At 67.3% G+C, this 12,096-nt stretch carries 14 protein-coding genes; 6 read left to right on the forward strand and 8 right to left on the reverse strand.

The window, feature by feature from the left end; translation table 11 throughout:
* Positions 1-76 precede the first annotated feature (76 nt).
* A complete protein-coding gene (locus ACX80L_RS00365; RefSeq protein WP_133082499.1) occupies positions 77-1,411 on the forward strand; it encodes an ABC transporter substrate-binding protein in 1,335 nt (444 codons plus the stop codon).
* 219 nt (positions 1,412-1,630) lie between these two features.
* Complete coding sequence (locus ACX80L_RS00370) at positions 1,631-3,565, forward strand: alpha-amylase family glycosyl hydrolase (protein WP_459286989.1); 1,935 nt, start codon at positions 1,631-1,633, stop codon at positions 3,563-3,565.
* Positions 3,566-3,625: 60 nt separating this feature from the next.
* On the opposite strand, the gene ACX80L_RS00375 is transcribed toward ACX80L_RS00370, so the two are convergent.
* Positions 3,626-4,444 (reverse strand): shikimate 5-dehydrogenase, encoded by an 819-nt coding sequence (locus ACX80L_RS00375; protein WP_459286991.1) that lies wholly within the window; start codon positions 4,442-4,444, stop codon positions 3,626-3,628.
* Positions 4,445-4,592: 148 nt separating this feature from the next.
* Here ACX80L_RS00375 and ACX80L_RS00380 point away from each other — a divergent pair, with 148 nt between their 5' ends.
* The gene (locus ACX80L_RS00380; RefSeq protein WP_133082497.1) at positions 4,593-5,732 is read left to right on the forward strand and encodes a glutamate--cysteine ligase; all 1,140 of its coding nucleotides are present in this window, start codon (positions 4,593-4,595) and stop codon (positions 5,730-5,732) included.
* Between the two features lie 369 nt (positions 5,733-6,101).
* On the opposite strand, the gene ACX80L_RS00385 is transcribed toward ACX80L_RS00380, so the two are convergent.
* Positions 6,102-6,392, reverse strand: coding sequence for a hypothetical protein (locus tag ACX80L_RS00385; protein ID WP_459286994.1), 291 nt, complete (start codon positions 6,390-6,392; stop codon positions 6,102-6,104).
* Between the two features lie 54 nt (positions 6,393-6,446).
* Between ACX80L_RS00385 and ACX80L_RS00390 the strand changes: the two genes are divergently transcribed.
* Positions 6,447-6,854 (forward strand): RidA family protein, encoded by a 408-nt coding sequence (locus ACX80L_RS00390; protein ID WP_208738979.1) that lies wholly within the window; start codon positions 6,447-6,449, stop codon positions 6,852-6,854.
* Positions 6,855-6,973: 119 nt separating this feature from the next.
* Here ACX80L_RS00390 and ACX80L_RS00395 read toward each other — a convergent pair whose 3' ends face one another.
* The 5 genes from ACX80L_RS00395 to ACX80L_RS00415 form a co-directional block, all read right to left on the reverse strand.
* A complete protein-coding gene (locus tag ACX80L_RS00395) occupies positions 6,974-8,182 on the reverse strand; it encodes a cysteine desulfurase-like protein (RefSeq protein WP_459286996.1) in 1,209 nt (402 codons plus the stop codon).
* A 361-nt stretch (positions 8,183-8,543) separates the two neighbouring features.
* Positions 8,544-9,062, reverse strand: coding sequence for a hypothetical protein (locus tag ACX80L_RS00400; protein ID WP_459286998.1), 519 nt, complete (start codon positions 9,060-9,062; stop codon positions 8,544-8,546).
* Positions 9,063-9,333: 271 nt separating this feature from the next.
* Positions 9,334-9,699 (reverse strand): hypothetical protein, encoded by a 366-nt coding sequence (locus ACX80L_RS00405; RefSeq protein ID WP_459287000.1) that lies wholly within the window; start codon positions 9,697-9,699, stop codon positions 9,334-9,336.
* Positions 9,700-9,809: 110 nt separating this feature from the next.
* Positions 9,810-9,998, reverse strand: a complete 189-nt coding sequence (locus ACX80L_RS00410; RefSeq protein ID WP_459287002.1) for a hypothetical protein — start codon at positions 9,996-9,998, stop codon at positions 9,810-9,812.
* A gap of 211 nt (positions 9,999-10,209) precedes the next feature.
* Complete coding sequence (locus ACX80L_RS00415; protein ID WP_133082490.1) at positions 10,210-10,668, reverse strand: Lrp/AsnC family transcriptional regulator; 459 nt, start codon at positions 10,666-10,668, stop codon at positions 10,210-10,212.
* A gap of 93 nt (positions 10,669-10,761) precedes the next feature.
* Between ACX80L_RS00415 and ACX80L_RS00420 the strand changes: the two genes are divergently transcribed.
* Both ACX80L_RS00420 and ACX80L_RS00425 read left to right on the forward strand, forming a co-directional pair.
* Entirely contained in the window at positions 10,762-11,208 is a 447-nt protein-coding gene (locus tag ACX80L_RS00420; RefSeq protein WP_133082489.1) for a rhodanese-like domain-containing protein, read from the forward strand.
* A gap of 268 nt (positions 11,209-11,476) precedes the next feature.
* Positions 11,477-11,740: a hypothetical protein gene (locus tag ACX80L_RS00425; RefSeq protein ID WP_459287004.1), complete on the forward strand. Its 264-nt coding sequence runs from the start codon at positions 11,477-11,479 to the stop codon at positions 11,738-11,740.
* Between the two features lie 73 nt (positions 11,741-11,813).
* On the opposite strand, the gene ACX80L_RS00430 is transcribed toward ACX80L_RS00425, so the two are convergent.
* Positions 11,814-12,059: a hypothetical protein gene (locus ACX80L_RS00430; protein WP_133082487.1), complete on the reverse strand. Its 246-nt coding sequence runs from the start codon at positions 12,057-12,059 to the stop codon at positions 11,814-11,816.
* Positions 12,060-12,096 lie beyond the last annotated feature (37 nt).

A 12,096-nucleotide genomic window follows, 5' to 3' on the forward strand; every position in this document is an offset into this window, starting at 1 on the left:
CACTCCCCGACCAGCACTCCTGGTGCGCCGGCGTCCGCCCCGCACCGCACTGCTCAATCAACCGATAGGAAAGACAATGCGCGCGCATTACGGAAAAGTCACCGCGGCCTTTGCCATGATCTCTGCGCTGGCTCTCTCCGGCTGTTCAGCCGGCGGAGACAGCTCCGAGGCAGGGGCCGAAGCCGTCCCCTGCGAGGCCTCCGAAGGACCCGTCGAACTGAGCTTCACCACCTGGGTCCCGGGCATGGACCAGGTGGCCGAGCTCTGGAACACCGAGAACCCTGACATCCAGGTGAAGGTGCAGACCGGCCCCAACGGCAACTCCGGCACCTACCAGAACTTCTTCAACCAGATCCAGGCGGGCAACGCACCGGACCTCGGCCAGATCGAGTACGACGCCCTGCCCAACTTCCGCGTACAGGACGGTCTCGAGAACATCGCCGAGTGCGAGGGCATCGCCGACGCCCAGGACCAGTTCGTGGACTGGACCTGGGGCCAGGTGACCTTCGGTGAGGAGGGCTCGGTCTACGCGGTCCCCCAGGACAGCGGCCCGATGGCCATGTACTACCGCGCGGACCTCTTCGAGCAGGCCGGCATCGCGGTTCCCACCACGTGGGAGGAGTACGCGGCGGCGGCGGAGCAGATCAAGGCGCAGGGCTCCTACATCACCAACTTCCCGAAGACGGACGTCAACTGGTTCGCGGGCATGGTCTGGCAGAACGGCGGCCAGTGGTTCGCCAACGACGGCGAGAACTGGGACGTCAACCTGACCAGCCCCGAATCGGAGGAAGTGGCCACCTACTGGCAGGACCTGCTGTCCAAGGACCTCGTCTCCACGCTGCCGTCGTTCTCGGACGAGTGGAACGCCTCGTTCAACACGGGCCAGCAGTGGACCTGGGTCTCTGCCGTGTGGGGTGCGACCACCCTGTCCGACGGCGCGCCCGACACCTCCGGCAAGTGGGCCGTCGCCCCGATGCCGCAGTGGGAGGACGGCGGAGAGGCCGCCGGCAACTGGGGCGGTTCCTCCACCGCGGTACTGAAGGGCTCGGACCACCCGGCCGAGGCCGCGAAGTTCGCGCTCTGGCTGAACACCGATCCCGAGGCACTCGCGCTGGCCAACGAGCTCGGCGGCCTCTACCCCGCGGCGAAGTCGGCCACCGACCTCGAGGCCTTCGCAGGCGGCGTCGAGTACTACGGTGGGCAGAAGATCTACGACGTCTTCGCCGACGCTTCCGCGAACGTGAACCCCGACTTCACCTGGGGTCCCACGATGACGCAGACCTACACGGACGTCTCGGACGGATTCGGTGCTGCCATCGGTGGCTCCGGCACCCTGATGGACGCCCTCGAGAACGGACAGCAGAAGACCGTCGACTCGCTGAAATCGCAGTCGATCCCCGTCTCCGAGTAGTACCGGCGCACCTGCCGGAACGTCCCGAAGCGCCGCGTCCCGGAAGGGGCGCGGCGCTTCGCGCGTCGACGGCGTGCTCCTGCGGTTCGCGGATGCTCCCGTCGAGGCCGGGCGGCAGCACCCGGCGTTCCCGGCCGTCCACGCCCTCCGTGCTCTTGCAGCCGACGTACGGCAGGACGTGCTCCGCCCCTGGCCGCTCCGCTGCAATAGGCTTGCCGGATGAGCTCCCCGCAGCCTCTCCCCGAAGACCGTGTCCGCGTGGAGGTGCAGGCATCGCGCCTCTCCGGAACGTCCGACGCGGACTGGTCCTCGTTCCTGGCGCGCTTCGATGCCGAGTTCCCGCGTCTGCAGGCCCTGTTCCATCGCATCTACGGTCCGGGAGCGGATGGAGAGCTCCTGCAGGTGGTCCTCGACGCCGCAGCGTCCTGGCAGGACCGGCCCGCGGACCTGAAAGCCCTCGACGCCGCCCGCACCATGGCGCCGGACTGGTTCGCCTCGAACCGGATGCTCGGCGGGGTCTGCTACGTGGACCTGTACGCGGGGAACCTCGCCGGACTGCGTGACCGGATCCCCTCCCTCCGCGAGCTGGGCCTGACGTACCTGCACCTGATGCCGCTGTTCCTGGCGCCGGCGGAGAACTCCGACGGCGGCTACGCGGTCTCGAGCTACCGCGACGTGGACCCGGCACTCGGGACCATGGACGACCTCGCGGACCTCGCCCGCGAACTGCGGGAGAACGGCATCGCCCTCGTGGTCGACTTCATCTTCAACCACACCTCCGACGAGCACGACTGGGCGCGCCGAGCCGTCGCCGGAGACCCGGACTACGAGGACTTCTACTGGATCTATCCCGACCGGGGCATGCCCGACGCCTACGAGCGGACGGTCCGCGAGATCTTCCCCGACGACCACCCCGGCTCCTTCGTGCAGCTCGAGGACGGCCGCTGGATCTGGGCGACGTTCCACTCCTTCCAGTGGGACCTCAACTACCGCAACCCCCGGGTCTTCCGGGCCATGGCCGGGGAGATGCTCTTCCTCGCGAACCAGGGCGTGGACATCGTGCGCATGGACGCCGTCGCGTTCATCTGGAAACAGCTCGGCACCACCTGCGAGAGCCTCCCCGAAGCGCATCTGCTCCTGCAGGCCTTCAACGCCGTCTGCCGGCTCGCAGCACCGTCGCTGCTGTTCAAGTCCGAGGCGATCGTCCACCCCGACGAAGTGGTCCAGTACATCGACCCGGGTGAGTGCCAGCTCAGCTACAACCCGCTGCAGATGGCCCTGATCTGGAACTCCCTGGCCACCCGGGAGGTGTCCCTCCTCGCCCAAGCCCTCGAACGCCGGCACGAGATCCCCGACGGCACCGCCTGGGTGAACTACGTGCGCAGCCACGACGACATCGGCTGGACCTTCTCCGACGAGGATGCCGCCGAACTGGGCATCAACGGGCACGACCACCGCCGGTTCCTCAATGCCTTCTACGTGAACCGGTTCCCGGGCAGCTTCGCCCGCGGCGTGCCGTTCCAGGACAACCCCCGCACCGGGGACTGCCGCATCTCCGGCACCACCGCGTCCCTCGCCGGGCTCGAAGCGGCCGAGACCGGAGGCACGGAGGAGGCCCCCGGTGCCGCCGTCGCGCGGATCCTGCTGGCCCACTCGATCATCCTCAGCACCGGCGGCATCCCGCTGCTCTACCTCGGCGACGAGGTCGGGCAGCTCAACGACTACACCTACCTCTCCGATCCTGCGAAGGCCGGCGACAGCCGCTGGGTCGGCCGGCCGGCCTACCCGGCCGACCGCTACGCCACCCGGCAGGACCCCGCCACGGACGCCGGGGCCGTCCACACCGGCCTCGTCCGCCTCATCGAGGTGCGCAAGCACACCTCCGAGTTCACCGGCGGCCGCCTGGTCCCCTTCCACACCGACAACCCGCATGTCCTGGGCTACCAGCGGCCCGGCCTGCTCAACGACGAGGACTCCACCGTCCTCGTCCTCGCCAACTTCGCCGACACCCCGCAGGATGTCAGCGCCCGGACCCTCTCCGGCCTGCCGGGAAGGGCCCTCGAACTCATCACCGGGCAGCGGGCGCACCTGACAGCGGGTATCACCCTCGAACCGCACGGCGTGCGGTGGTTCAGGGTCCGCGCCGAGGTCTAGGCCCGGGCCCCGTCGGCACCGCCTGCCGGCGCAGGGAAACGCCGCCGCCCGACCCGCCTGCTACGCCTCCCGGCGCGAGAACTCCCCCGCAGCCCGGACCTGCTCCGCCGTGGGACGGACACCCGTGTAGAGGACGAATTGCTCCTCGGCCTGCAGTGCGACGACCTCCGCACCCGTGATGACCGGCTTGCCCGCTGCCCGGGCGGCGAGGATCAGCGGCGTCTCCGACGGGGAGGCGACGACGTCGAACACCACCCGTGCCGCCTCGATGGCGGCTGCCGGGAAGGCGAGGGCGTCGGCGTCCGCGCCGGCCATGCCGAGCGGCGTCACGTTGAGGATGAGGTCGGCCGTCGACTCCCCCACCGTCTGCTGCCAGGCGAAGCCGTAGAGGTCCGCGAGAGCCCGGCCCGTGCGCTCGTTGCGGGCCACGACGGTCACCCGTGTGAACCCGGAATCACGCAGGGCTGCGACGACGGCCTTGGCCATGCCCCCGGACCCCTGCACGAGGACCGAATGCGACGTCGGCACGGCATGCTCCCGCAGGAGCCGCTCCACCGCGAGGTAGTCGGTGTTGTACGCGGTGAGGACGCCGTCGTCGTTCACGATGGTGTTGACGGAATCGATCGCCTTCGCCGAGGGGTCCAACCGGTCCACGAGCGCGATGACGTCTTCCTTGAACGGCATCGAGATGGCGCAGCCCCGGATCCCGAGACCCCGCAGGCCCGCGATGGCCGCCGGCAGGTCCGGGGTGGTGAAGGCCTTGTAGATGAAGTTCAGGCCCAACTCCTCGTAGAGGTAGTTGTGGAAGCGCGTCCCGATGTTGCTCGGCCGCGCGGCCAGGGAGATGCAGAGGGTCATGTCTTTGTTCAGGATGGGCACGGTGCCTATTCTTCCAGCAGCATGCCCGCCCGGGCGAGCGGACCCGCTCCGCGCCGCGCCAAGCACTAGCATAGGGACGAGTCTCTTTCCGCGACGGCGCGTCCCGAGGCACCAATCGATGAGCCCGTACCCGTCAGGAGCCGCTTCCTTGAAGATCGACTTTGCGCAGTCAGCCCAGTCCACGCTCGGCGTCGAGTGGGAACTGGCGCTCGTGGACCGCTACAACGGCGAGCTCGTCCCCGTGGCCAACGAGGTGCTCCGCGGGGTCAGCGCGAACCACCCGGAACTGCAGGACGACGACGAGCACCCCCACATCAAGCAGGAACTGCTGCTCAACACGGTGGAACTCGTCACCGGCATCTGCACCACCGTGGACGAGGCGAAGGAGGACCTGTCCCGCTCCCTCGCCGCCGTCCGGGAGGTCACCGACCCGATGGGCGTGGAACTGTTCTGCGCCGGTTCGCATCCCTTCAGTGCGCCGCGTTCCCAGCAGGTGACGGACAAGGAACGGTACGCGAAGCTGATCGACCGCACGCAGTGGTGGGGCCGGCAGATGGTCATCTACGGCGTGCACGTCCACGTGGGCCTCGACCACCGCGACAAGGCGCTCCCTGTGGTGGACGGCCTGACCAACTACTTCCCGCACTTCCAGGCGCTCTCGGCGTCGTCGCCGTTCTGGGGCGGCGAGGACACGGGCTACGCCTCGCAGCGCGCGCTCATGTTCCAGCAGCTGCCCACGGCGGGCCTGCCCTTCCACTTCGACGACTGGGCGGCGTACGAGTCCTACGTCCAGGACATGTCCACCACGGGAGTGATCGACGCCGTCAGCGAGATCCGGTGGGACATCCGCCCGGTCGGGAACCTCGGGACGGTGGAGATGCGCGTGTGCGACGGCCTGTCCACGCTGCGCGACGTCGGTGCCGTCGCCGCCCTCACCCAGTGCCTCGTCCACGAGTTCTCGCAGATCCTCGACGCGGGCGGCAGCATCCCCACCATGCAGCCCTGGCACATCCAGGAGAACAAGTGGCGGGCCGCCCGTTACGGGCTGGACGCCATCATCATCCTCGACGCCGACGGCAACGAGCAGCTCGTGACGGACCACCTCGCCGACGTGCTCACCCGCTTGGAGCCCATCGCCGCGAGACTCGGCTGCAGCAGCGAGCTGGCCGACGTCGAGGGCATCATGCAGCGCGGAGCCGGGTACCAGCGCCAGCGGCGCATCGCCGAGGAGCACGACGGCGACCTGCGCGCCGTCGTGCTGGACATGGTGCAGCAGCTGCGCGAGTAGCGGGCACCGCCGCCGGCCCCGGCGCCTCCACCGCGACCGGAAGCACCGGCCCACATGTCCGGCTGGAAGGCGGCCGCTGCGATCCTCCTCATCCGTGGGGTCGTCTCCTTCCTCGCCGGTTTCGGTCAAGCCATAGGCGCCCTGGTCGTGCTGTCGTTGTTCTACGTATTCCCCCTAAACGACGGCGCGCCAGCGGGTACCGCGGACGCCGCGAAGACCGATGCCTGCAGGGAGGAGTGGCTGGGCAGGCGAGCTGCGCGGCGTCGGGAAAGTGCACCCGACGATCCGGACGCATGGTTGCCCGCTTTCGGATCCCCCAGCGAACGAGGGGCACCGGATGCTGTTCCCGGCGGGTTCTCGAGAAGGCGATCAGCCCGACGGGAAGAGCGTGGGGATGCCGATGGCGCTGATCAGAAACAGCGTGTCGACCAGCCACGATGACCGTCCGGCGTCTGCCACGGCGATTCCTCGTCCGAACGCTCCCGTGAGGAGCACGCTCACCAGGCCGACGAGACCGACTGACACAGCAGTGATCCGGGCGGCCTCGGGACAGTGGCGTCCACGGCTCCATGCGCGACCGAACAGGATCACGGTGCCTGTGGAGGCGATGAAGCCCAGGAGCAGGAGGACGGACACCATCAAGGGGGAAGGATCCTCCATGGTGGGTGAATGATGGGAAGCTTGCTTGGTCGGCACGAGGGAAAGCAGGATCTGATGGCTTCAGCGGTGACATTGATCCGGTCCACCGCGCTGACGGACGCAGCCCAGTATGCCTACGCCGCCACCGCGCCGGCCGACGCGCGACTGATCTTCCTCGCGGGGTCCTGTCCCCTCGACGAAACCGGGGCAACAGTGGGAAAAGGCGATTACGCAGCACAGGCGGAACAGTGCGTTCGAAACATGACGACGGCTCTCCACGCAGCTGGAGCGGTTATCGAAGACGTCATCAGCACCCGCGTGCTCGTGGCATCGACCGATCGGGGTGATCTCGTCGACGCATGGGAGGTTGTACGCCGAGCGTTCGGTGCCCATGACGTACCGAGCACCCTGTTGGGCGTGACGGTTCTTGGCTATGAGGACCAACTCGTGGAGATCGAAGCCGTAGCCGCTGTGCGCACCTGAGGATCCGCGTCAGCGTTCGGCGAAGGATCCTGCTACGCCACAGCCGAACCGGTGGCATCCTGCTCGTCGTCGTCGCCGGCATCGGCCCATCCCGTGCGACGTGAAGACCTACACCCGCGTCATGAGGCGACGAACTCGCCGAGCGCGGTCAGGAGGCGATCGACGTCGTCGTCGTCGTTGTAGGGCGCCAAGCCGACCCGCAGGGCGGCGCTGTCCTCGAGGTCGAGGCGACGGAAGGCTTCGTAGGCGTAGAAGGACCCGGCCGGCGCGAGGATGTTGCGATCCGCGAGGAACCGGTAGGCGTCCGCGGAGGACCGGCCCGGGAACGTCACCAGCAGTGTCGGTGTCCGATCCTGGGCTCTCGAGTGCAGCACGACGGCGTCGCCCAGTTCCGCCATCCCTGCCTCGACGCGGGAGCGCAACGCGAGCTCGTACTCGTCGACCAGATGAGCGGACGCAAGAAGGCGCGCACGGCGGCCGGTCCCGGTTCCCGGCGCGATCCCTGCCAGGAAATCCACGGCAGCCGTGGTCCCGGCCATGATCTCGTACGGGAGGGTACCGAACTCGAACCGCTCCGGAACCGCGTTCGTGGACGGCAGCAGCTTGTCCGGTTGCAGCGACTCCAGCAGCTCCGGGTCGGCCACGAGAACACCGCAGTGGGGTCCGAGGAATTTGTAGGGCGAGCAGGCGAAGAAGTCAGCTCCCAGCGCCTTCACGTCGACCGCCGCATGAGCGGTGTAGTGCACGCCGTCCACGTAGACCAGAGCGCCGACCCCGTGCGCGGCATCGGCGATGCGCCGCACCGGCGGTTTCGTGCCGAGCAGGTTCGAAGCGGCGGTGATAGCTACCAGCTTCGTGCGCTCGGTGATCGCGGTCGCGACGGACGCTTCGTCGATCTCCGTGGTGTCCGGGTCGAAATCGATCCAGCGTACGATGGCGCCGACCGCGTCGGCTGCCTGCACCCAGGGGCGGATATTGGAGTCATGGTCCAGCCGTGACACCACGACCTCGTCGCCCGGCTGCCACGTCTTGGCGAGGTGGCGGGAGAAGTCGTAGGTGAGCTGCGTTGCGCTCCGCCCGTAGACGACCCCGCCGGGATGCGCCCCGAGCAGGTCGGCCATCGCCGCCCGGAATCCGCTGACCGCCGATTCGGCGTTCCTCTCCGAGCCCATGCCGAGGCCGCGGTTGGACAGCGGCCCGGTGATGGCGTCGGCTATCGCGGCTCCTACGACGGCGGGGGCCTGCGTCCCGCCGGGGCCGTCGAAGTACGCGGTACCGGTGCGTAGGGCGGGGAAGTGCGCGCGGAAGGCCGCGATGTCCAGGGTCATGCCGCTACTTTCTCAAGCGGGGGCCGAAACGGGAAACATCGCGGGCGAGAGTCGCTCGACGTCAGCTCTTCCGCAGAGGGAGAGCTCCCGCTGGCGTCGGAGTGATACGACCGCAGTCCGTGCTTCACTCCGAGCCGGATGATCCAGTACAGGACCAGCCCGAAGATCACCGGCACGATGACCCAGACGACGAGAACGATCAGGAACGAGAATCCATCCAGACGCACAGCTACCCCCATCGGTGAACGATCAGATGCTCGAGCGTAGCGCGCGGGTCCGAGACTTCGGCCACCGCCGGCCGAGCGAGATCAGCTGGAGCGGAGGGTAGCCGCGCGTTGTTGCCGGCGAAGGCGGTCCCGCGTCAGTCGACCACACCGCACAGGGCGAGTCCCAGGAGGTCTGGATCTGCGGCGTCGTGGACGCCCGCCTCGAAGGTGACAGTCTGTTCGGAGGGATCGGAGAAGACGATCCTGCCCACGTCGCGCATGATGATGCCGGCGCCAGGATCAGTGGCCAGGTATCTGTGTCCCACCACCGTGACGGTGTATTCGTTGGTGCCGGGTACGCGGGTGTAGGTCTGGACGAAGTGTGCCGCCACTTCGACCGACGTCATGGTGTCCAGGTTCGTGAGGACATCGCGTGGTGCCGACACCTGCATCCTGAATCGGGTCACGTTGCCTTGCTCGTCGAGCCAGAACAGAGACTTCGTGCTCGAGGTTCCGCTGATTCGGACGTCGAAGTCATCGCCGCAGCTGAACTGGAAGTCGTAGCTGTCGACCGTCACCGGATCGCGTTCGGGTCCGGCTGCGACAACCGAAGAGGCACCCGTCAAGGACAGGCCGAGCACGGCGACGGGCACGAGGAGGCGGGGATTCTTCATGACGGCTGCCTTTCGTGGAAGGGCGGGGCAGCGGAGTCGCCGTCACGTCGTGCCTAAAGGGTGCGCGTGAGTGAACGGGCTGTCAACGGCGGTCCGCTGTAAGCTAGCGGTCACTGGGTTGGACGCTTGAACCTCGCACGGCTGCAGTGTCCTCGTGCTCGACGCCGGCGGTGTCGGGCGCAGGAGGGAGTGGCCAGGCCGGCGAGCTGTGCGACGTTCCACCCAGACGCCTAGCTGTACGCTCACGGCTCCTCACCGACGGCGTCAGAAGCTAGTCCGTCGCTGCATCGTCGTCGTTTTCGGGCTGCTCCCCACCCCAGATCGCCTTCGGGTAGATGCCCTCGGCAACCAGTGAGCTGGGACGACTGTTCAACGAGTGTGGCTCCAGGACCTCACCGAGAATGAGGATGGCGGCTAGTTCGCCAGGGTGGCGGAGGCCCCGGAAGCCATCGTTGTTCAGCGACTCGAGACGGAAGCGCCGGCCGAACTGATGGGGCCCCTGATCCACGACTACAGCGAGCGTCTCGTCGTCCAAAGGGTATACGGCGACGAGGTTCCACTCGTCCCGTGGGATGGCGGAGATGTGGTCGAAGGATGCCCTGAAGGCTGCGATCCATTCGACCATGGAGTAGTTCATGCGGCCTCCATGGCAGCTGTTCCCGTGCGCGTCACGGCTGAGACGACGGTGTTCTCCTGCACATGGTGACCTGCTCCGAGGGAGTAGGGGACGGCGTGGCCGGATACGGGTCAGGGGTTACGGCGTGAGAACGCTCGTCGCGCGTTGAAGCTGACGATGCCGACCATGAACAGTGAGAAGAACACCTTGATCACCAGGGGTGTGTTGTCGAATTGGACCCACAGGTAAGTAAGGATGCCTATTGCGACGATGGTGCTGATGGTGAATAGCGTCTTCGCGACAGGGATGTTCGAGGTCATGGCCTATGTCTACCGGTGCGGTGCTGCAACAACAAACGGGTCCTCTTGGAAAAGGCGGACCTCCGCAGGCCGCCATCCACCGAGATCTTTCAGCCGCCCGGAAGCCGGTGGACCTGCGTCCGGCTTCGTAGGTGACGGTGGGGATCCCTCTCCGTACACGGGTGAGTTCGATTCGTGACCAGGACGGTCGAAGTGGGCGATGCCTCCCGTGTCAGGCAGGAGTGATGTGTCGCGAGGGAATCGGGCTCGAGTAGACCACGCTGGTCGTGATGCCACCGAGAGTGGCGAGGCGACCGGTGATGCGTTCGAGGTCGCGCATCGAGCGGGCCAGGACCTTGATGATGAAGCAATCCGCTCCGGTGACGTGGTGTGCTTCGATGATCTCGGGCATCGCGTCAACGAGGTCGTGGAACGGCTTGTAGTTGCCGGTGGGGTAGGCCAGTCGCACGAACGCTGTTACCGCGTACCCGAGAGCTTCAGGATCGACGGTGATGGAGTACCCGGTGATGACCCCGCCATCGGTGAGGCGCCGGAGACGATCGCTGGTCGCGCTCGGTGAGAGATTTATGGCCCGAGCAAGTTGCGCGACGCTCGTCCGTCCGTCCTGCTGCAGGTGGCGCACTATCGCTTCATCGGTTGCGTCGAGGTCCAACCGTGGGTTCGATGGCATAACGGTGAATGTACCGTGGTTTCACGGCCGTCGGCGCTTCTGCACAATCGATGTGCTGTTCCAGAAGAGCGTTGGAGGAGATTCGATAGATGCATGCCTCCTTCCCTTTCCGCCGCTGACTTCTTCGCTGCGAAGCTCGCCTATGAAACCGACCCTGCGGACCTGGCTGCTGAGCGTGCATCTGGCCTCGGCCCGATCGTGATCGATACCCGCTCGGCCGCTTCCTGGAGGCAGGGCCGCATTCCGGGTGCCGCCCACATTCCGAACGCAGAGCTCGAAGCACGCATCACCGACGTCGCCCCCGCCCTGGATGCCGCCATCGTCGTCTACTGCTGGGGACCGGGCTGCAACGGCAGCACCCGCGGCGCGTTGAACCTGGCGTCGCTGGGCTATACGAATGTGCGCGAACTGATCGGCGGGTTCGAGTACTGGTCCCGCGAGGGCTTCGCCACGGTCAGTGATGCAGGGCGCGCACGCCGTTCACCGGACCCCCTGACAGCACCGTCCACACCGCGGCATGACGAGCGCGACACCGCCTGACAGGCGCAGAATCGCAGGTCGACGCCGAAGGCAACGGGAACGGTCTCGCCTGCGGCAAGCCACTCAACCCCGGTCGTCCAGGAGAGAGGGTGCCCTGCTGCCACCTGCCCGGTGGACGTTATCTACAGCTTCCGCGACGACGATCCGACCCGGTAGCAGCCTGGTCTTCGGTGCCGATCCGGCTCGTGGGTTGTCGCGGTGGGCGGAACACGGGCTTCGACCCTAAACTCGGGGAAGATGGATCAACGCGCCCATGAGGAGTTGGACAGTGGCAGACAGCAGCAGATTGGATCCGGCGAAGGATTTCCCCGAGGACCTGTCGACCGTGGACAGGGACGACCTGGACATCCTGAACAGCAGGAACCACCGGTCGCGGGACCGCCAGTTCGTCGAACATCATGAGGTGGATGCCGAGACCGAGGGGCAGCACCACGAGCTCCGCGAGGAGCTGGATCGGCGTCAGGCCATCCGGGACGCTCCGGCCGAGGAGACGGGCGAGGAGACGGGCGAGAGAGCGGTCCGCGAGTCCTGAGCCGCTCCGGGATCACGGCTGTGGTCCCGCGGCAAACCGCCTGCGGCAGGGAGGGTCTCCCCTCGGGCCTTTGCTAGCGCGAGCCCCCGGTGAAGCGGTCGTCCGTCGTCGGGTTGTCCGCGGGCGAGTCCTCGAGTCCGACGTTGCCCGCGAGCGTCTCGACGGACGGGTCGCCGTCCGGGACTGCCTGATTCGCGATGAGGTCGACCTCGTCCGCAGCGGTCAGCGGCCCGTCCTGGATCTGGCCGACGTCGGTCGGATCGATCCCCTCGGTGCTGCCGAGATCCTTCAGGTGATGTTCTTCAGTCGGCTGGTCCATGATCCCGAGCGTAGGCCCGCCGCCGGCTCCCCCGCAG

The sequence above is a fragment of the Arthrobacter sp. MDT1-48-3 genome, assembly GCF_054511015.1.